The sequence below is a fragment of the Acinetobacter sp. 226 genome, from assembly GCF_048147925.1.
Taxonomy (GTDB): Bacteria; Pseudomonadota; Gammaproteobacteria; order Pseudomonadales; family Moraxellaceae; genus Acinetobacter; species Acinetobacter pecorum.
This window is the reverse complement of record NZ_JAYWYX010000022.1, coordinates 13,696-33,745: the sequence shown is the minus strand read 5'-3', so window position 1 is coordinate 33,745 and position 20,050 is coordinate 13,696. Positions and strand designations below refer to the sequence as shown.

General features: G+C 45.5%; 17 protein-coding genes. 8 read left to right on the top strand and 9 right to left on the bottom strand.

Translation table 11 applies throughout. The annotated features are described in order from the left end of the window. Positions 1–8: 8 nt before the first annotated feature. The 6 genes from adeK to sdsA all read right to left on the bottom strand — a co-directional run bounded on the left by adeK (position 9) and on the right by sdsA (position 9,767). Positions 9–1,481 (bottom strand): multidrug efflux RND transporter AdeIJK outer membrane channel subunit AdeK, encoded by a 1,473-nt coding sequence (gene adeK / locus VXP95_RS11350; protein ID WP_064096377.1) that lies wholly within the window; start codon positions 1,479–1,481, stop codon positions 9–11. Further along, positions 1,481–4,657, bottom strand: a complete 3,177-nt coding sequence (locus tag VXP95_RS11345) for an efflux RND transporter permease subunit (RefSeq protein ID WP_064096376.1) — start codon at positions 4,655–4,657, stop codon at positions 1,481–1,483. The genes adeK and VXP95_RS11345 overlap by 1 nt, the downstream gene beginning before the upstream one ends. Positions 4,658–4,670: 13 nt before the next feature. Next, the gene (locus VXP95_RS11340; protein WP_064096375.1) at positions 4,671–5,933 is read right to left on the bottom strand and encodes an efflux RND transporter periplasmic adaptor subunit; all 1,263 of its coding nucleotides are present in this window, start codon (positions 5,931–5,933) and stop codon (positions 4,671–4,673) included. 37 nt (positions 5,934–5,970) lie between these two features. Beyond that, positions 5,971–6,573 carry a phosphatase PAP2 family protein gene (locus VXP95_RS11335; protein ID WP_416681955.1) on the bottom strand — a complete coding sequence of 201 codons (603 nt, stop codon included), beginning with the start codon at positions 6,571–6,573 and terminating at the stop codon, positions 5,971–5,973. 158 nt (positions 6,574–6,731) lie between these two features. Then, positions 6,732–8,774, bottom strand: coding sequence for a site-specific recombinase (locus VXP95_RS11330; RefSeq protein ID WP_416712045.1), 2,043 nt, complete (start codon positions 8,772–8,774; stop codon positions 6,732–6,734). 15 nt (positions 8,775–8,789) lie between these two features. After that, positions 8,790–9,767 (bottom strand): All-trans-nonaprenyl-diphosphate synthase, encoded by a 978-nt coding sequence (sdsA, locus tag VXP95_RS11325; RefSeq protein WP_064096372.1) that lies wholly within the window; start codon positions 9,765–9,767, stop codon positions 8,790–8,792. Positions 9,768–10,211: 444 nt separating this feature from the next. On the opposite strand from sdsA, the gene rplU reads away from it, so the two are divergent. The 8 genes from rplU (at position 10,212) to VXP95_RS11285 (ending at position 16,562) form a co-directional block, all read left to right on the top strand. After that, complete coding sequence (gene rplU / locus VXP95_RS11320; RefSeq protein WP_004651211.1) at positions 10,212–10,523, top strand: 50S ribosomal protein L21; 312 nt, start codon at positions 10,212–10,214, stop codon at positions 10,521–10,523. 19 nt (positions 10,524–10,542) lie between these two features. Further along, a complete protein-coding gene (gene rpmA / locus VXP95_RS11315; protein ID WP_004280639.1) occupies positions 10,543–10,797 on the top strand; it encodes a 50S ribosomal protein L27 in 255 nt (84 codons plus the stop codon). A gap of 247 nt (positions 10,798–11,044) precedes the next feature. Continuing rightward, the gene (gene lolA, locus VXP95_RS11310) at positions 11,045–11,740 is read left to right on the top strand and encodes an outer membrane lipoprotein chaperone LolA (protein ID WP_416681961.1); all 696 of its coding nucleotides are present in this window, start codon (positions 11,045–11,047) and stop codon (positions 11,738–11,740) included. Between the two features lie 166 nt (positions 11,741–11,906). Continuing rightward, entirely contained in the window at positions 11,907–12,665 is a 759-nt protein-coding gene (locus tag VXP95_RS11305; protein WP_416681962.1) for an RsiV family protein, read from the top strand. Between the two features lie 100 nt (positions 12,666–12,765). Next, positions 12,766–14,037 carry a serine--tRNA ligase gene (gene serS, locus VXP95_RS11300; protein ID WP_064096369.1) on the top strand — a complete coding sequence of 424 codons (1,272 nt, stop codon included), beginning with the start codon at positions 12,766–12,768 and terminating at the stop codon, positions 14,035–14,037. A 75-nt stretch (positions 14,038–14,112) separates the two neighbouring features. Beyond that, positions 14,113–15,486 carry a siroheme synthase CysG gene (cysG, locus tag VXP95_RS11295; protein ID WP_144724351.1) on the top strand — a complete coding sequence of 458 codons (1,374 nt, stop codon included), beginning with the start codon at positions 14,113–14,115 and terminating at the stop codon, positions 15,484–15,486. Positions 15,487–15,517: 31 nt separating this feature from the next. Beyond that, positions 15,518–15,994: a tRNA (cytidine(34)-2'-O)-methyltransferase gene (locus tag VXP95_RS11290; protein ID WP_416712044.1), complete on the top strand. Its 477-nt coding sequence runs from the start codon at positions 15,518–15,520 to the stop codon at positions 15,992–15,994. Between the two features lie 88 nt (positions 15,995–16,082). Then, positions 16,083–16,562 carry a hypothetical protein gene (locus VXP95_RS11285; protein WP_064096366.1) on the top strand — a complete coding sequence of 160 codons (480 nt, stop codon included), beginning with the start codon at positions 16,083–16,085 and terminating at the stop codon, positions 16,560–16,562. Positions 16,563–16,631: 69 nt separating this feature from the next. Here the strand turns inward: VXP95_RS11285 and VXP95_RS11280 are convergent, their stop codons facing one another. From VXP95_RS11280 to VXP95_RS11270, 3 genes are all read right to left on the bottom strand, one after another. Beyond that, positions 16,632–18,020 carry an APC family permease gene (locus tag VXP95_RS11280; protein WP_064096365.1) on the bottom strand — a complete coding sequence of 463 codons (1,389 nt, stop codon included), beginning with the start codon at positions 18,018–18,020 and terminating at the stop codon, positions 16,632–16,634. Between the two features lie 264 nt (positions 18,021–18,284). After that, positions 18,285–19,469, bottom strand: a complete 1,185-nt coding sequence (locus tag VXP95_RS11275) for an iron-containing alcohol dehydrogenase (protein WP_064096364.1) — start codon at positions 19,467–19,469, stop codon at positions 18,285–18,287. Between the two features lies 1 nt (position 19,470). Continuing rightward, positions 19,471–20,004 (bottom strand): hypothetical protein, encoded by a 534-nt coding sequence (locus VXP95_RS11270; protein WP_416681967.1) that lies wholly within the window; start codon positions 20,002–20,004, stop codon positions 19,471–19,473. Positions 20,005–20,050: the final 46 nt, after the last annotated feature.

Genomic DNA, 20,050 nt, shown 5'->3' with positions numbered 1-20,050 from the left:
TCTGGAATTTATTGCGCTTGCTGTTCGGCCGCGCGGCGTTGTTCAGACACAGACGGTGGGTTTGGCACGATGTCGGTCGTATTGACTTTTAAGCCGCCACCCAGGGTTTTATAGACTTCAACCTGATTGTTCAGATTGGCCTGTTCAAGTAATAATAAACCCTGTTCTGCAGCATAAGAAGCACGCTGTGCATCCAGTACGCTCAGATAGCTGTCAATCCCGGCACGGAAACGTGCAAGTGACAAACGATAGGTCGTATTGGTTGCTTCAACCAGGCGGCGCTGAGCTGCAAGACGATCACCAATATTCTGGCGAACTGCCAGGGCATCACTGACTTCACGGAAAGCAGTTTGAATCGACTTTTCATAATCTGACAGGGCAATTTGCTGATCAGTTTCAGAAATGCGGATATTGGCCTGACGGGTACCCCAATCAAAAATTGGAATATCCAGACTTGGGCCTACTGACCAGACAAAGCTACCAGACTTAAACAGATCACCCAGATCAGTTGACGCCAGACCTGCAGAGCCGGTCAGGCTGATGGTCGGGTACAGACGTGCGCGAGCTGCCGCAATATTGGCACCTGCTGCAGACAGACGATATTCTGCTGCACGGATATCCGGACGGTTAATCAGCAGATCACTTGGCAATCCCGCACCTAGTGCAGTATTGGAAGTAATACGGGTAACACGTTGTGCCGGTAATAAACTGGTTGGCACTGGCTCGCCCACCAGAAGGTTTAACAGGTTTTGTGCCTGTGCCACCTGAGTCCGGTAGTTGGCAACATCGTTACGCGCTGTTTCTACTGAAATTTGTGCCTGACGTACAGGAAGCTCACTGTCGATCCCAACGTCAAAACGTTTCCTGTTCAGATTGTAAGACTCAAGTTGGGTTTGCAGCGTCTGTTGTGCTAAAGCCAGATTGGCATTGGCAAACGAATAGCTGAGCCATGCTTGTGCAACCTGACCAATCAGGGAAATCTGGGTCGCATCACGTGCACTCTGGGTCGCAAAGAATGTATCAAGCGCATTATCACGCAGACTACGGACACGGCCCCAGAAATCCAGTTCGTATGCGGTTACGCCTAGCCCCACGTTATAACTGGTGATAGGACCGCGGTTCTGGGCACTGTTATTTAAAGTGTCCTGACGCAGTACACTGCCACTGGCACCAATCGTAGGTAACTGGTTATTTTCGCTAATCTGATACTGCTGCTGCGCACGTTGAATATTGAGTGCTGCAGTACGCAGGTCGCGGTTATTGTTCAGCGCTAAATCCAACACCTGCAGTAAACGCGGGTCAGCAAAAAACTCTTTATAACCCTGTTCTGCTACAGAAGTACCAGACGCATTGGTATAGCTGCTCGGGATATTTGCCTGCGCAACGGGTTCTGGACTGCGCATGCTTTGACAGGCAGTCAAAGCCAGCGCAAGGGCAGATACCGCAATGCTACGACCTGTAATAGACCATAGATTTTGCATTACGACTTATACTCCTGATTTTGTGTTTTTGGTTTGTATTTAAAGACACTTCGAATCCATACATAGAATACCGGGATAAAGAAGATACCTAATAAGGTCGAGCTGATAACACCACCGAGTACACCATAACCTACCGAGTGCTGGCTACCAGCACCAGCACCTGAAGACAGCGCAAGCGGCAATACACCAAAACCAAAGGCTAAAGTGGTCATGATAATCGGGCGTAAACGCATTTTTGCCGCATGCAAGGTAGCATCAAATAATTCTTCACCTTGTTCTTGCAGCTCTTTAGCGAATTCGACAATCAAGATGGCATTTTTCGCAGAAAGACCAATGACTGCAATAAGCGCTACCTGGAAGTAGATGTTATTGGACAGGTTTGGATTCTGGAACAGCATCATCCCACCAAAGGTCAGTAATAACGCACCCACAATACCCAATGGCACCACCAGCAGCACCGAGAACGGAATTGACCAGCTTTCATACAAGGCTGCCAGACACAGGAATACAATCAATAACGACAGGGCATACAGGAATGGAGCCTGATCACCAGATTCACGTTCTTCCAGCGACAAACCTGTCCATTCATAGTCGAAACCTGGCAAGCCCATCTCTGGTAACTTCGCGATAATTTCTTCCATGGCCTGCATGGCTGCACCCGAGCTGACACCCGGCGCCGGAGTACCTTGGATGTTCATAGACGATACGCCATTGTAACGTTCTAGTCGTGGCGAACCATAAGTCCATTCGCCTGTTGCAAATGCCGAGAAAGGAACCATTTCACCGCGATTATTACGGACATACCATTTATCCAGATCTTGCGGCATCATGCGCGCATCTGCTTCACCCTGTACATAGACTTTCTTGACACGACCGCGATCTACGAAATCGTTGATATACGAACCGCCCCACGCCATGCCCATGGTGGTGTTAATTTCAGCGATGCTCACGCCCATAGCACCCGCTTGTGCCTGATCGATAATCACATGGTACTGAGGTGTATCTTCCTGACCATTCGGACGTACACCCGCCAGACGTGGATCTTTTGCTGCCATGCCCAAAATTGCATTACGGGCTGCAAGAAGCTGTTCATGAGTCTGGCCACCTGCTGCCTGGAGCTGCAGGTTAAAGCCAGCGGATACACCCAGTTCTGGCATTGCAGGTAACTGTAGCGGCATGATGTAAGAAGCATCCTGCACAATCATGTTTAATGCCATACCCCGTTGAATGATGGCACCGACCTGAGCTTCCGGATTGGTACGTTCAGACCAGTCTTTCAGTTTAATGAAAGCCAGACCTGCGTTTTGACCTACGCCGGTAAAGGAGAAACCTGCCACACTAAATACGGACTGAACTGTATCTTTCTCGTTTTCCAGGAAATAGTTAGTCATGGTATTGACTACACTATCAGTTCTTTGCAGCGTTGCGTTCGGTGGTAGTTGTACCAGTGCAATTACTACACCCTGATCTTCATCCGGCAGGAACGAAGAAGGCAGTTTCTGGAAAATAAGAACAATAATACCCAGTACTACAGCGTAAATGATGCCCGAAAAGATCTTGCTGTGAGTCATGCGGTTAACTCCGCCCTGATACTTCACTGACATCTTTTCAAAGCTGCTGTTAAACCAGCGGAAGAAGCGTGCAAACACACCATTACTTTCCGGTTTGTTAGGATCATGCTGTTTCAGCAGGGTCGCACACAGAGCAGGGGTAAAGGTGAGCGCCACAATGAGTGATAAAACCATTGCAGTCACAAGGGTAATCGAGAACTGGCGATAAATAACCCCGGTCGTACCACCGAAGAATGCCATAGGCACGAATACTGCAGAAAGTACCGAAGTAATACCAATCAATGCACCAGAAATCTGTTTCATTGACTTTTCAGTTGCAGAAACCGGATCGAGGTGTTCCTCCGTCATTACCCGTTCCACGTTTTCGACTACGACAATCGCATCATCGACCAGAAGACCAATCGCCAATACCATGGCAAACATGGTCAGGGTGTTAATCGAGAAGCCGAAGACATTAATAACAGCAAAGGTCCCCAATACCACGACTGGAACCGCCATGGTTGGAATGATGGTCGCACGCCAGTTCTGCAAGAACAGGAACATGACGATGAAGACCAGAATAATCGCTTCAATGAGGGTATGAACCACAGATTCAATCGATAACTGAATGAAAGGCGTGGTATCGAAAGCCAGTGTATCTACCATCCCTTCAGGATAGTTTGGACGTAACTGTTTTAAGCGCTCTTCAACTGCTTTTGCAGTATCCAGGGCATTGGCGCCTGTAGCCAGCTTAATGGCTACACCACCGGCCGGTTTACCATTAAATTTGGAATCAAACTGGTAGTTATCTGCACCCAGTTCTACACGTGCTACATCACCGAGGCGAACCTGTGCACCTGACGTGGTATTTTTCAGGAAAATATTGCTGAACTGTTCCGGGGTTTGTAACAGGCTTTGTGCTGTGACTGTCGCATTCAGTACCTGACCTTTTACTGCAGGTGCTCCACCGAGCTGACCCACGGCAACCTGTGCATTCTGGGTACGAATTGCGGTGGCAATATCACTTGGAGTGACTTGCAGACTTGCCATTTTGGCTGGATCGAGCCAGATACGCATGGCATATGAACCACCAAAGACCTGAACTTCACCAACGCCTTCGACACGGCTTAAAGGTTCAGAAATATTGGAGTTCACATAGTCTTTAATGTCATCTGCAGTCAGGGTGCCATCTGGCGAATAGAAAGCCAGTACCTGTAAGAAGCTGGCACCAGACTTGGTAACACGTACACCCTGACGCTGTACATCTTCAGGAAGTAGTGCGGTAGCAGACTGTAATTTGTTTTGAACCTGAACTTGCGCCAGGTCAGGGTCTATACCCTGTTCAAAGTTTACAGCAATAGACGAAGAGCCATTACCCGCACTGGTGGACGAAATATAACGTAATCCGTCCATACCATTCATCTGCTGCTCAATGATCTGAGTTACTGTATTTTCAACAGTTTCAGCAGATGCACCTGGATAAGTTGCAGAAATGGTGATGGTTGGCGGAGCGATAGTCGGATATTGCGCAATCGGCATTTTGCTGATGGTTAGAATACCCGCCAGCATAATTACCAATGCGATCACCCATGCAAAAATCGGGCGATGAATAAAGAATTGAGCCATGAACCATTACTCCTTATGCATTTGCAGCAGGTTTTTGTTCAGGTTTCTCTTTAGCATCATCTGCCTTTTTCTCGCTCGCTGCAGGCTGTTTCGGTGCAGCACCTTGTGGAGCAGCAGCTTGAGGTTGATAAGGTTTAGCAATGACTTGTTGTTCAGGCTTAACTTTCGCAATACCGTCTACAATCACTCTATCACCTGGGTTTAGACCTTCTGTCACAATCCAGTCAGCGCCTTGTGTGCCGACTGTAGTCACTGGACGCGATGCCACTTTACCATCAGCACCGACCAGCATTGCCATCGCCTGACCTGTAGGGGTACGAGTGAGGGCTGCCAAAGGGATGAGGTAAGCATTCGGGATTTCACCCTGCACAATTTGTGCAGTTGCAAACATGCCAGGAAGAAGCAGGTGGTTTTTATTCGGGAATACTGCACGTAAGGTGACTGTACCTGTTTCAGGATTCACGCTGGCATCCGAGAATGCAAGACGGCCTTCTACCGGGTAGGTGCTGCCATCTTCAAGCTTTAGCTTGACTTTGGTATTGTTTGAACTGTTCAGGTCGCCTTTACTCAATTGCTGACGTAAACGCAAAAGTTCAGTACTAGACTGGTTAATATCGACATAGATCGGATCCAGACGCTGAATTGTCACTAACGGATCTGGCTGGTTGGCCGTGACTAATGCGCCTGCAGTCACAGACGAACGGTTGGTCTGACCCGAGATCGGGGCACGTACCGTTGAATAACCCAGGTTGATTTCAGCATTACGCAGGCTGGCACGATTGGCATTCAACTCGGCTTCAGCTAGTTTTACCTGTGCCACGATGTCATCATACTCTTGCTTCGAAATGGCATTTGTACCGACCAGTTGACGGTAGCGTCCTTCTTTGACCCGCAATACACCCAGATTTGCTTCAGCACTGGCAATCGCTGCACGGGCGTTGTCTACTGTAGTACGGCTGGAGCTTGAATCGATTTCATACAGCGCCTGACCTTCACGTACATAACTGCCTTCAGTGAACAAGCGTTTTAGAACGACGCCACTGGCTTGCGGGCGTACTTCTGAAATTTCAAATGCAGTTGTACGACCCGAGAGCTCTACAGACTGCTCTACACTTTGCGGTTGTGCAACAAGAACACCGACTTCAGTCGGTGGCATTTTTTGTTGAGCGCCAGCTTGCTGGCCCTCTTTGGGATCTTTGCTACAACCAACAAGTGCAAGACTTGTTGCTAATGCGCAAGCAGTCAGGGCCGGTGCCCAAAGCTTTGCAGACATCATTATTCCACCTCAATTAGATTTTTATCTAAATATTTTTTTATTTGTGCGCCGTGCAATATTTGATCCACACCATATACCACAACGAAATCCAAATAAAACTGATACTCCAGCCAGAAATGACATCTGAAGGAAAATGTACGCCCAGATAAACTCTTGAAATTCCCATCATCAGCATCCATAACACTGCGCCCATCACAATAATGTAATACCGGGAATGTTGCCGATAGATATAAATTGCCAGACATCCCAGACAGGCTGCATACAGACTATGGGCACTTGGAAAAGAACTTCCAAAGCTTTCCACCAGATGGAGGGATGCTGATGGTCTTGGTCGGGCAATCGCAAATTTCAACAGCCAAGCTAGGAGTATTCCTCCGATAATTCCGATACATATAAAAGTTATGTTTGTACGCTTTTTATACCACAGTAAATAAATACACCATAGTATGGATAAAAATAATACAAATGGCATGCCACCTATTGCTGATAAGTATGTTGCAATCTGATTTAAAGTTCCGGTGCGATGCTCGCTCATCCACTGTACACTGAGCAAGTCAAACTGGCTCAAGACTGGAAGGTTAAGAAATAAAACACTGAAAAATAAAAGCAAAATTCCGACAAAAAGCAACAAGTAAGGCATACCGAGAATCTCTGTCCCTCTCACCGATAAAGGATCGGCTCATTGTCTGAAGTGAAGTGTACTTGTCAGTACACTTTTTTTCAAGTGTGTGTATTTTATGCGAATTCCATTATCTTAGTAAGGAATTTGGAAGCAAATATGTCGAAATTATCACAGTTTTAGGACTTTGTAGATGTATGATTTTCGTCAATTTCAAGTGTTTGCTTAGGAGGCCAGAAGAAATCACTGGGGCGAGTCAGAAAGTGAGTCATGACCAGTTTTGCTAGCGGTTTCCACTGTTCAAAACGAACCCGTCGCGCACGCAATGCTACAATAATAGTCAGGCTGAAGCTGACAAAGAGGTTGGTCAGGCCAATCAGCAAGACACCGAGGAAAGATACGACAATCAAGCCGACATCAGGACCATTAATATTGATCAGACCCTGAATAAAGTTAGCTGATGCAAAGGCAATGTGACGAATATCCAGTGGTAGACCCAAAATGAAACCGAGTGTCCCCATGCTTCCCAGCATAATACCAAACAGAAAATTACCCGCCAGTGCCCCCAGATTACGCTCGATATAGTCAGCAAAGCGCAGCAGGCGTTGCTGCCCCATAAGCTGGGCTAAACGCACATCTGCTTTCAGGCGAGGTCCTACCTTGCGATAAACTGCCATATTGTCAAAGTAACCTGCTAATAATCCGGACAGGAACAGACAGACTCCAGCAATTGCAGCATGCGGAATAGCTAAAGAAGTAAAGGGGTTCAGGTCATGCAGGGTTTTGGCTGCCTTGGCATGGCTCATTAAGGGTTCATGCAGGGCATAATCCCAAGTTAAGGCAATCAGAGCGGCTACCGGAATCGCGATCGAAATATTGCCTAAAATGGCAACAAACTGGGTGCGGATAATGTTCACAATCAGCGCCGCAAGCTCGGCAATCTGAGCCATTTTTGTGCCTTTGCGCTGTTGTACTGTCGCAGCCAGCGCGGCAGCCGTCATCGCCGGCTGTTTGGTCGCAACGGTAAAATGCAGGACATGAATCAGCATAAAGCCTAGCGAATAATTCATGCTGTAGCTAAAGGCCTGCATCAGGGGTGCCATAGAAACCCGAGCCATTAATGTTTTTAGCGTGGCCATAATGGCAATGATTACGCCTGCACCTGCAGCCGACTTATACATGGCGAGAAAGCCTTGCTTGTCGGTACTGACATAATGCTCACCGGTCTTGCTGGCATTTTCGGTGACCTGCAAAGCTAAAAGTTCACTATTGGTTGCCAGTAAGGCACGGACACTGCGTTCACTGTAAATTGCTTCAGTGATATCCGCAATAAAAAGGCCAATCGACTTATAACGCAGGTCATCATCATCCATGACCATATTCAGCAGGATTTCGACTCGTTCCAAACACTGTTCCAGCAGAGCCAACATATAGGTCAGACTGACACTGACCCCAATCCGTCTGGTAGAGCGGCGCACCTTGGCCGCTACATCATGACATTGCTCCAGCATCACCAGCGCTTGTGAGGCATCCGGTGGGGTAATCGAATCGACCAGTGCTACCGTGTTATAACGTTTCTTGTATTCCTGAATAAATTCGTTGATCTCACGGTTCTGTACCAGAAAAGGAGATTCATATTCCATCAGTTCAGGTTGGGCATTAATAAATTCGGGATGCAGACCGATACCGCTGATTCGATAAGACAGAATAGTCAGGGCCTTGATCAGCTCATCCTTAATCCGGGTTTTTTCAGGCTGGTTGGAATGTCCCTGATTCAGGATCGAAAACAAACGCTGCCAGTCTGCCGCATCAAAATAATCCAGCCAGTATTTATCGGTACGATGATAAAAGACCTTACGAAACAGTTCCTGTAGCTGCTGATGGTCAGGAATAAGCGGCAAAATATGCGCGCCAATACGCTGGTTCAGCTGGTTCCAGAAACCATCTAGGGATAAAATGCCAGTATCGGAAAACAGTCCCGTCTGTTTATAACGATTAATGATCCGAAGGGTAAAGGTCTGAAGCGTCGCAACGGCATTCGGGGTAAGTAATAAAGCCCGAATAAATGCATTGAATTTTGCTTCGATCTCCTCGGTATTTCTGCTGTCTTCCGGTCTGATTCTTTCAACCAGCTCAATCAGAAGATTTTCATCCAGAACTGCCTGAGGTTGTTCAAGCTGATGCTGCATGTTTTGGAAAAGATCAAGAAAATTGATATGCATAGGCAAATTTAAAGATTACTGAATTCGGTGTAGGGCCAGTTTGGCCAGATTAATCAGGGCTTGACGGTATTCAGAATCAGGTAAGGCCTGCAGGGCATTGATTGCGATTTCAGTTTCTTCAGTCGCACGTTGACGGCAATAATCCAGTGCACCAGATTCATTAACAATATGAATGACCTGCTCCAGATGTTCTGTGCCACCCGTTGCAATACTGCGACGGATGATTTCATGTTGCTCACCGGTGGTGTTTTTCAATGCCGCAATCAATGGCAGGGTGGGCTTGCCCTCCATCAGATCATCACCGATATTTTTGCCGAGCGTGTCCGCATCGGAGGTGTAGTCCAAAATGTCATCTATAATCTGGAAAGCATTACCGAAATGTCCGGCAAAGGTTTTTAAAGGCTGACGGAATTCACTTTTATCCGACAAAATGGCAGCCCCTTCGGTGGCCAGCTCAAACAGACGCGAGGTCTTGCCATGAATAATATTCAAATAAGTTGCTTCAGTGGTTTCCGGTTGATGCTGGGATTGCAGTTGCAGTACTTCACCCTCAGCAATTTCACAGGTCCCGGTCGAGAAATCCTTGAGCAATACCATATTGTTCAGATCGACCAGCAAATCAAAAGCACGTGAAATCAGAAAGTCACCGACTAGAACAGCAGTCTGGTTATTCCAGGTTGCATTTGCAGTGGGGCGGCCGCGACGCAGACCTGATTCATCGACGACATCATCATGCACCAGTGTTGCGGTATGCAGCATTTCAATGATTGCAGCAAGTTTACGGTGCGGTTCCAAATTTTCAGCACCACACGCCTTGGCAGCCAGAAGACACATAATCGGGCGCATGCGTTTGCCACCGGCTTCTACCACGTGTTTGCTGACGGCCATCACCAACGCAACTTTTGAGGTAATTCCTTCATTAATGAATGTGTCCATCGCAGCAAAGTCGTTAGCAACAGGAGCGAGAATGTCTTGCTTAAAGTCGATGGTCATGTGAAAGAAAACCTCTGGTCTGGTAAATCGCTGGACGTAGTTTAACAATTTATAACATGAGTGAAACCTAAGAAATGCATAAACTCCACTAAAAATCAGCTTTTTATAGATATTAAGAGAAATTGCTCCCTATTTCGAGCCATAAAAAATCACAAAAGGTCAGGACGCACCCCCTTCATCCGGCTGAGTATATTAATCAAATGCGCCAGATTTCTGCTGTAGTATTTTGTTGCTGAATATATCTTGAGTGCTTGATTTGATAGGAAATATTTAATAGTTAAATAATTTGCGTAAACGGGTCATTATTATTTCAGTAAAATGGCTTGTTGTTTTTTTGAATATCCCTTAAAATCCTCGCCCTTAGATATCCCCCCAGTGGCGTACGTCTTAAGTTCGATATATTCCTTTATCGGCACGACGACACGGGTTAGTTTGGAGTACATTATGTACGCAGTAATCCAAAGCGGTGGTAAACAGCACCGTGTAGTTGAGGGTGAAACCCTTAAAGTAGAATTATTGAAAGCTGAAACTGGCGCGACTATTACGTTCGATGACGTATTGATGCTTGTTAACGGTGAAAGCATTCAAATCGGTGCTCCAGTTGTTGCTGGTGCTACTGTAACTGCTGAAGTAGTTAGCCATGGTCGTCACGACAAGATCCGTATTGTTAAAATGCGTCGTCGTAAACACTACCGTAAACAACAAGGTCACCGTCAATGGTTCACTGAGTTGAAAATTACAGCTATTTCAGGCTAATTACGAGGAGTAAATAGACATGGCAACTAAAAAAGCCGGTGGTTCGACTAAGAACGGTCGTGATTCGAATCCTAAGATGTTAGGTGTTAAAGTTTACGGTGGTCAAACTGTAACTGCAGGTAACATCATCGTTCGTCAACGTGGTACTGAATTCCACGCTGGTCAAAACGTAGGTATGGGCCGTGACCATACATTATTTGCTACTGCTGATGGCGTAGTAAAATTCGAAGTGAAAGGTCAATTTGGCCGTCGCTACGTATCTGTTGACGCGTAATCCGCTGAGATAGAAAAAAAGCCCACAATTTTTGTGGGTTTTTTTATGCCTGAAAAATAATGTTCAGGTTAAGTGACATTCCATAATGTAAAAATTGTTCTGAAATCTTCATGATGATGAACAAAAAAACCGGTTTCGAATTAATAACAATACAAAAGTTCTTATTTTCTATCATTTTAGCTTTTAATTTTCGTTTAAGATGAGTTATCAAATAAATTGCGATGACGCAAAATATAAGGGTGAAATTATGAATATGCTTCGTAAAACCGTCTGTGCGATGGCGCTGGGTGCAGTGACTTTAGCTCCGGTGATGAGTACAACCGTGTTTGCTGCCCCTGTAGCAGCTTCGGAGCAGCAGGCAACTGCAAGTCTGGTGAAACAGCTTAATCATGTACGTAGTATGACGGCAAACTTCGAACAAAGCTCCAAGGTGACTAACCCGAGAGCAACTCAGAAGAAAGGTCTGACTGCACAGCATATGAATCAAACCTTTAAAGGGGTGATGAAAGTCGAGCGTCCGGGTAAATTCTATTGGGAAACGACAGCACCATCCAAGCAGGTAATTGCAACTACAGGTAAAACTGTGTGGATTTATGATCCTGACCTGCAGCAGGCGGTTCGTCAAAGTCTAGATGAGCAAGTTGCCAACACACCGGCATTATTGCTGTCAGGTAATACTGGACAGATTATGCAGTCTTACCGGGTCACTCAGCCAAATAAGGGTAAAACCTATTACACGCTTTATCCTAAAAATACCGATGGTGTATTTGAAAGCCTGACTATCAGTTTTGGAACGAATAAAGCACCAAATTTGATGATTTTGCAGGATTCATTGGGGCAAACCACCACAATCAAATTTAACAATGTAAAAGTGAATAGCAGTATTCCTGCTTCTACTTTTAACTTCACCCCACCCAAGGGTACAGACATCATTGATCAATAAACTTTAAAATGAACCGATAAAAGCAACTTACTTAGGTTGCTTTTTTATTGCCAGAGATCAGGATACGGTTGGACTGGATACAAGGTTTAGCTATATCTGGATGGCAGTGCATCTTAAAATAAATAAAAGTCGAGTCAATGAAATTGCAAAATTTTAGGAGCTCAGTATGAAGATCAATCGGTTTAAAATTTCCAGGGTGTACCTAGTGTTCTTGATCGGTCTGGGCATACTGGGTTGTCAGCCTCAATCCAGTTCAGTTGCTATTCCTGAAACAGACCAGAATGTGCAGATTGAAACTAAAGCAGTTCCACTCAAGGGGGCGGCCAAAGTGGTGTGTGAAATAGAGGGGTGTATACGCTTTGATTTGCAGACGGTAGACACCAATATTGACTGGATTAATCAATATTTTGTTGAGCGCATTCAGCATACCGAACCTGTTGCATTCATTAAAGTTATCCAGAAAAATCCTAAAAAAGCCCATGAACCGCATTATCTGGATCAGCGGTCGATCAAGGTGGAATTTATGGCTCAGCGCGCTCATCTGGCCACTTTTGCCTTAAAAAGTTCCAATTTACCTCGGAATCATGTTCAACCGATGACTCATACTGAATATATCAATTTTGATTTACAGCAGAAAAAACGTCTGGCTTTACATCAATTTTTGTTCAATGGCAGCGAACAGAAACTGCTTGAGGTGATGTATCGTGCCAATGCCCCATGGTTGAATAAACAAGGGATTCAACGGCAACAGTTAAAGCTGAGTGATAACTATTATTTTGACAGCTCTGGTCTGGTGATAGTGTATCCGGCGGGTGAGTTGGCTCCGACAGCCGCAGGCATGCCTGAATTAAAAGTACCCTATGCAGATTTAAAAAAAGTGATTCGGCCAGAATATTGGGCCATTTTGCAGCAGACAACTTCCTAAATATTGTGCTAATAGGGCGAAGCTTGGGTTCTGGTCGCTGTATTTTTTGACGTTAAGAGCTTACACTATAGCCAGTTTTTTTCTTAACAAAAGATTGGCTATGATCGACCCGAAATTACTCAGAAATAATATTGAGGCTGTAAATTTAGCCTTGGCAAAACGTGGTGTTCAACTGAATGTCGAAGAGTGGGCTGCACTTGAAGCTCGCCGCAAAGAAATTCAATCCAAAACTGAATCGCTACAAGCTGAGCGTAATGCGGGTGCGAAACAAGTTGGTCAAATTAAAAAAGCCGGCGGTGACGCATCTGAAATCATGGCACGTATGTCAGCGATTGGTGATGAAATCAAAGCTGCTGAAGCTGCACTGGCTGAACTGCAAGCTGAGCTTGAAGAAAAATCATTGTCTATTCCAAACTTGCCAGACGAATCTGTACCGGCAGGTAAAGATGAAAGCGATAACGTGGAAATCCTGAAATGGGGTACGCCACGTGAATTTGATTTCGAAATCAAAGACCATACTGATCTTGGCGAAATGATGGGCGGTCTGGAATTTGAAACCGCTACCAAATTGACCGGTTCACGTTTTAGCGTACTGAAAGGTCCATTGGCACGTTTACAGCGTGCTCTTACCCAGTTCATGCTGAATACACACACAGACCAAAATGGCTATACCGAAGCCTATGTGCCTTATCTGGTGAATGCAGATTCATTGCGTGGGACTGGTCAGCTGCCAAAATTTGAAGAAGATCTGTTTAAACTGCAGGGCGAAAAAGAATTTTATCTGATTCCGACTGCTGAAGTGCCAGTAACGAATTTTGTGCGTGATGAAATTATTGATGCAGACCGTCTGCCACTGAAATATGCGGCGCATACGCCATGTTTCCGCAGTGAAGCTGGTTCTTATGGTCGTGATACGCGTGGTTTAATCCGTCAGCATCAATTTGACAAAGTGGAAATGGTTCAGATTGTAAAACCTGAAACCTCGATGCAGGCACTAGAAGAATTAACTGGTCATGCAGAAGGTATTTTGCAGGCATTAGGTCTTCCATACCGTAAGATCATCCTGTGTGGTGGTGATATGGGCTTTGGCGCGACCAAGACTTATGACCTAGAAGTTTGGGTACCAAGCCAAAGTACCTATCGTGAAATTTCTTCATGCTCAAACATGGGGGACTTCCAGGCGCGTCGCATGAAAGCGCGTTACCGTGCTGATCAGAAGAAAACTGAATTTGTGCATACCTTGAATGGTTCAGGTCTGGCCGTGGGTCGTACTTTACTTGCAGTGATGGAAAACTATCAGCGCGCCGATGGCTCGATTGAGATTCCTGAAGTATTACGTCCATATATGGGTGGTGCGACTTATATCGACTAATTGTCGATCTTTGCATCCCTATAAATGTGCATGAAAATTGCATAGACAGTCAGATTTAAAATTTTGAGGTAGTTCGTGGATATTTTTCCAATCTCGTTAAAGTTGCAGCAGCAACCTTGTCTGATTGTCGGTGGTGGGCATATTGCATACCGTAAAGCACTTTTACTTCAAAAAGCAGGTGCGATCATTCATGTGATTGCACCTGAAATCGAAGAGAGTCTGCTGCGAATTGTGCAAAATAGCCAAGGACACTATGTGCAGGCAGCTTTTTATCCTGAAGTTGCATTACGCCAATATCGACTGGTGATTGCGGCGACTGATGATGCCGAGACCAATCGTCAGGTCTTTGAACTGTGTGAAGCGGAAAATGTCCTAGTCAATAGCGTCGATGATCCACCGCATTGCCGGTTTATGGTGCCAGCGATTATTGACCGTTCACCTTTGGTAATTTCAGTCGCATCGAATGGTACGTCGCCCGTGTTGTCGCGGCAGATCCGTACTCAACTGGAAACCACTATTCCGCATGAAATGGGCAAGCTAGCCGAGTTTTCAGGAAAATGGCGCAGTGCGGTTAAGGCTAAAATTGTCAATCCGGATGAACGCCGTATTTTTTGGGAAGACTTATATGCCAGTCCACTGAAAGAACAGGTGTTTAACGACAATATTGCAGAAGCAGATCGCCTGATCGAGCAAGCATTACAGGAATGGCAACAACCAAAAGGTGAAGTCTATCTGGTGGGCGCCGGTCCTGGTGATCCAGAACTGCTGACCTTAAAAGCCTTACGTTTGATGCAGCAAGCCGATGTGGTGATTTACGATCGTCTGGTTTCAGCACCCATCATGGATCTATGTCGTCGTGATGCGGAAAAGATCTATGTCGGTAAGGCGCGTTCCAACCATGCGGTGCCGCAGGATGGGATTAATGCCTTGTTGGTCAAATATGCCAGTGAAGGAAAGCGGGTTTGCCGTCTGAAAGGCGGTGATCCCTTTATCTTCGGGCGTGGTGGTGAAGAGATTGAAGAACTGTTCGCTGCAGGCATTACTTTTCAGGTGGTTCCAGGGATTACTGCAGCTTCAGGCTGTTCAGCCTATGCCGGTATTCCCTTGACCCATCGTGATTATGCACAAAGTGTACGTTTCCTGACCGGTCACTTAAAAGAAGGTTCGCCTGAACTGCCTTGGAGTGAACTGGTCTATGAAAACCAGACCTTGGTGCTGTATATGGGCTTGGTGGGACTGGAAAAAATCTGTGCGCAGTTGATTGCTCATGGTCAACGCACCGATATGCCGGTAGCGCTAATTTCTAAAGGTACGACCCCTGAGCAAAAAGTCGTAGTGGGCACCCTGACGGACATTGCATCCAAGGTGGCCGAACATCAGATTCAAGCTCCGACTTTGACCATTATTGGTGAAGTTGTGCGTTTGCGTGAACAATTAAAGTGGCAATAAGCTGTCACTTAAACCCAAGTAGAGAAATTCTGTGATCCACGTTGTTTTATATGAGCCTGAAATTCCTGCAAATACAGGCAATATCATTCGTCTGTGTGCCAATACCGGAGCGCAGTTGCATCTGGTCAAGCCGCTGGGTTTTGAACTGGATGACAAAAAGCTGAAACGTGCCGGCCTTGATTATCACGAATATGCCAATATGCAGATTTGGGAAAATATCGAAGACTGTCTGGTTGATCTGGCAAGTAAAGGCATTGGTCCGGATGCAGTCTATCCACTCACTACTAAAGGTTCTGCAACGCCACATACCTCGGACTTAAACCGTCCTGTGGCCTTGTTAATGGGGCCGGAAACTCGTGGCCTACCGGAGCAGGTGCGTATGCTGTTCCCGCAAAAGCAATGGATTCGTTTACCCATGGCAGAGAACTCGCGCAGTCTGAACCTTTCAAATGCGACTGCAGTGATTGTGTATGAGGCTTGGCGTCAACAGGGTTTTAAAGCGCTTTAACTGAAATCTACAATAATTTAAAAAGCCACCTTCGGGTGGCTTTTTTATTTTGTGTAACAAATAGATAAAAGGTTTTGCACTTCATTGTATGCTTAGGTTTGAAACGTCATCAAATATAGCAAAAGGTACTGCCTTGAAGCCTCTAGTAAAACTTGTCATCACATGTTGCTTTAGCATCATTGCTGCTTCTGTGAGTGCGGAAGACGGTAGTGCTGCAACCCTGACAACTGAAAATCGGCCTATTACTCAAGCGGAAATCCAGCAGAGCCTTCGCGACATGCAGAAACGCCTGGATGCCCGTATTGAAAAATGGGGACAGAGCCTGGATGCAGATGATTTTCAATGGACCTGGCAGGGACGTAAACTAAAACAGGCCAAGCGCCAAGAAGTTTGTGATATCTTCCAGGGTGTTGTGGATGAAATGTATCAACTGGCTGTCCAGAATAAAGCCCGTTTAGCTCCGGAAGAGCAGAAGATGTTGTCTAACCGTCGCCTGTTTATTGAAAAACTGGGCTACAAAAATAATCGGGTCGATACTCAAATGGGTTTTGATTGCCTTCTAAATTAGTCAGCTTGAAAAAAGCAAAAAAATAAAAAAGGCGCATGAAGCGCCTTTTTTAAGGATGAACAATACCGATTATTCAAATTCGTTATGTTGTGGAGCAGGGTGCTTAAAGCCCTTGGTTTTGTAGCCCAAGTACAGAATACCGAACATCGCCCACCATAAACCGTATTTCAGCGCAGTTTCTTCAATTTCCAGCCACATTGCAAAGATACTGAAAAAACCAAGCATTGGAATGACCACGAAGCTGAAAATGTCTTTCGCAGTTTTAGTGCGGCCATCTCGCAGTGCATAACGTGAAATCACCGACAGGTTAACGAAAGTAAACGCTGTCAAGGCACCGAAGCTGATCATTGAAATGACGATATCCAGATCCATGAAGCCTGCCGTTAAGGCCACAGCACCGACAATCAGAATATTGTAGTTTGGCGTGTAGCTTTTCGGGCTAATATGACCAAAGATCTTCTTATTGATCACGCCATCACGACCCATTACATACATCAGACGAGATACCCCTGCATGTGCTGAGATCCCTGATGCCATTACTGTAATGATTGCAAAAGTCAGAACATAAGACTGGAACAATGAACCGCCTACGAGTAACAGGATTTCTGGCTGAGTTTCAGCAATATTCTTAAAATAAGAACCTGGATTAGAAGGGAAGTACAGCTGCATGAAATACGTGCTAATAATGAAAATAATCCCGGCGATTAAAGCAGTCAGGAAAATTGCTTTAGGCAAAGTTTTTTCAGTGTCTTTGGTTTCTTCTGCCAGAGAACTTAAAGAGTCAAAACCAGTGAATGAGAAGCACAGTAAAGTTGCACCGGTAATCAGTGCACCGACTGATGTCAGTTCATTCCAGAAAGGCTCGAGACTCCAAAGCTGGTAACGCTGTTCAGCCGTGATCGGACCATCGGCATTGAAGCCTGCCTGCAGTTTGGTAAACACCATCCAGGTAAAGATGCCGATAACCAGTAACTGTACCAGTACGATCAGACTGTTAAAGTTGGCCACGAAGCGTGCACCGCGCAAGTTTACCCCGGTCATGAAGGCAGTCAATACGACGACCCAGACCCAGTGGTTGACATCCGGGAACAAAGCCTCAAGATAGATCACCGCCAAGATAATGTTGACCATTGGTGATAACAGATAATCAAGCCATGAAGACCATCCCACCATAAAGCCAATATTCGGGTGAATCGATTTTTGCGCATAGGTATAGGCCGAACCCGAAGAAGGATAGCGACGAATCATGTGACCATAGCTGATCGATGTAAACAAAATTGCAATGAGGGCAATGATGTAAGAAGTAGGAACATGCAAATGACTTTCTTCAGATACCAAACCAAAGGTATCAAATAAGGTCATGGGTTGAATGTAAGCTAAACCAATAATAATGATGTGCCAGAGTCCTAGCGTTTTTTGCAGTTTAGCTGCCGATTGAGTCCCAGAGAAATTTGTCAACGGCGTTATCCTCTTAATCGTTGATCAAGGATCAGTCATATTTAATAAGGATCGTTTGAGACGAACGATCCCCCCTACAATTTTCTATAAAAGCGCGCCAATCTACTTTAAAATTACGGCTTTTGCTAGCTATTTTTTAAATTTAGATTTGCACGAAGTGTGCCATTCGTAGCAAAAAATGGCTATTTCCTGCAAGATAAAAGCCCGATGTCTAAAAAAACATCAGGCTTTAAATTTTTGCTATATTGGCTTATTTTTCAGTAATTACCAAGCCTTTTTTAAGATTGATTTTAAATCTTCCAAGTTGGCTTCTTTCGGGTTGTAAATGATGGAACCATCATTTAGTGCTTTTTCAGCAACTTCATCGAGCTGGGCTTCAGAAATCTTACCGGTTTCACGTAATGTACGTGGTAATTTGGTCAGACTGTAAATCCGGTCACGCATGGTCATAATCGTTGCAATGGTTTTGTCAGCACGTAGATGCGCCGGTGTTTGTGCATAAATATCTGCACCAGCCAAAGGTAAGAGTAGATCTGCAATTTTGTCACCATTGACATCTTTGTTGTATTCCAGCACATAAGGCAGGAATAGGTTCATGCATAAACCATGCGGCAAGTGAGCCACTGCACCTAATGAGTGACCGAGAGAATGTACAATGCCCACCATTGAGTTGGAAAATGCAATGCCCGCCATGGTCGATGCCTGAGCCAGTTCCAGACGGCCTTGTGCATCGGTAGGATTGTCCAATACATTAAATAGGTGGGTGCTGATCTTCTTGACGGCAGCGGTCGCATAGGCATCCGAAATCGGATTGGCTGCCATACAAGTATAAGCTTCGACTGCATGGGTCATGGCGTCCATCGCAGTCATGGCAGTTAAATGCGGCGGCAAGGTCTGGGTCATGCGTGGATCTAGAATCGCGGCATGCGGCATCAGATAATAAGAAGCGAACGGCATTTTGACATTCTTTTCAGTATCCGACACGACAGCGACCATGGTCACTTCTGAACCTGTACCTGAAGTGGTTGGAATTACAAAGAACGGTTTCAGCGGTTTGGGCAGGTTATGTGCACCTGAGTATTTCAGCAGATCATCACCCCCTTCAGAGACCAGAATATTGGTCGCTTTGGAGGTGTCAATAACTGAACCACCGCCCACGGCAATGATCGCATCACAGTAATTTTCACGGTATAGCTTTGCCGCACTGCGAACTGTACCCAAACTGGAGTCGGGTGGTACATCATCAAAAATGGCGACAATTGCAGCATCTGCCATTTCAAATGCAGCTTCAATCGGTGCCAGCAGATTGTTGGCGCGCACACCTTTATCAGTAATGATCAGCGGACGTTTTGCTCCCAAGGTTGCAAGTTCAAACGGAATATGTTCTAACGCGGCATGGCCGGCAATTATTTTGACCGGACAGAAAAATTCATAATAAGGTTTAGCCATGTTATACACTCCGTTTCAAATAGGATTGAGCGATTTTCAGATAAATGCTGCTCGCTTCACTTAGTTTTTCTTTTAGGCTCAGATTGTTTGGATATTCTTTAACAGCCAGTTGAGCCACCATTTTCGGCAAAATCAGGGCTTCCATTTTATTCAGGCAGCGAACCAGACGAATGGCATTGGAAATATCGCCATCAGCAATCATGCGGTCATTGGCAAAAGCTTGAGAGGTACTTTCCTGAAAAGAAAATACTAAAAAGGCATGGTGCAGGTGCTTAAAGGTAATGGTCAGATCGGGCGCTTTTTCCAGATTTTTCACCAGTTCCAGTTGTTTATCCTGAGTGACCCGCGCCACAAAGGCCGGGCCGTGCGGAAAAACTTTCATGGAAAGACTAAAATTCACTGGAAAATGAGCCACTTCCTGTTTTATTTCTTCATCCACCTGACTTGCCATGACCAGACCTCGGCCAATCACATCCATCATGAGTTTGACATAGGCAAGCTGCAAAGCGGGTTTTACGGATTTAGTTGCAATCACGTGATGATCCCTATCTCAATATTATTGGTTTAGAGTAAATACTCTA

Bases quoted from the DNA above. Each gene is read 5' to 3' on its own strand.
- rplU (WP_004651211.1), top strand. From the start codon at position 10,212: ATGTACGCAGTAATCCAAAGCGGTGGTAAACAGCACCGTGTAGTTGAG.
- VXP95_RS11330 (WP_416712045.1), bottom strand. From the start codon at position 8,774: ATGCATATCAATTTTCTTGATCTTTTCCAAAACATGCAGCATCAGCTT.
- VXP95_RS11340 (WP_064096375.1), bottom strand. From the start codon at position 5,933: ATGATGTCTGCAAAGCTTTGGGCACCGGCCCTGACTGCTTGCGCATTA.
- sdsA (WP_064096372.1), bottom strand. From the start codon at position 9,767: ATGACCATCGACTTTAAGCAAGACATTCTCGCTCCTGTTGCTAACGAC.
- adeK (WP_064096377.1), bottom strand. From the start codon at position 1,481: ATGCAAAATCTATGGTCTATTACAGGTCGTAGCATTGCGGTATCTGCC.
- lolA (WP_416681961.1), top strand. From the start codon at position 11,045: ATGAATATGCTTCGTAAAACCGTCTGTGCGATGGCGCTGGGTGCAGTG.
- VXP95_RS11345 (WP_064096376.1), bottom strand. From the start codon at position 4,657: ATGGCTCAATTCTTTATTCATCGCCCGATTTTTGCATGGGTGATCGCA.
- VXP95_RS11335 (WP_416681955.1), bottom strand. From the start codon at position 6,573: ATGCCTTACTTGTTGCTTTTTGTCGGAATTTTGCTTTTATTTTTCAGT.
- VXP95_RS11285 (WP_064096366.1), top strand. From the start codon at position 16,083: ATGCTTAGGTTTGAAACGTCATCAAATATAGCAAAAGGTACTGCCTTG.
- VXP95_RS11305 (WP_416681962.1), top strand. From the start codon at position 11,907: ATGAAGATCAATCGGTTTAAAATTTCCAGGGTGTACCTAGTGTTCTTG.
- serS (WP_064096369.1), top strand. From the start codon at position 12,766: ATGATCGACCCGAAATTACTCAGAAATAATATTGAGGCTGTAAATTTA.
- VXP95_RS11275 (WP_064096364.1), bottom strand. From the start codon at position 19,469: ATGGCTAAACCTTATTATGAATTTTTCTGTCCGGTCAAAATAATTGCC.
- rpmA (WP_004280639.1), top strand. From the start codon at position 10,543: ATGGCAACTAAAAAAGCCGGTGGTTCGACTAAGAACGGTCGTGATTCG.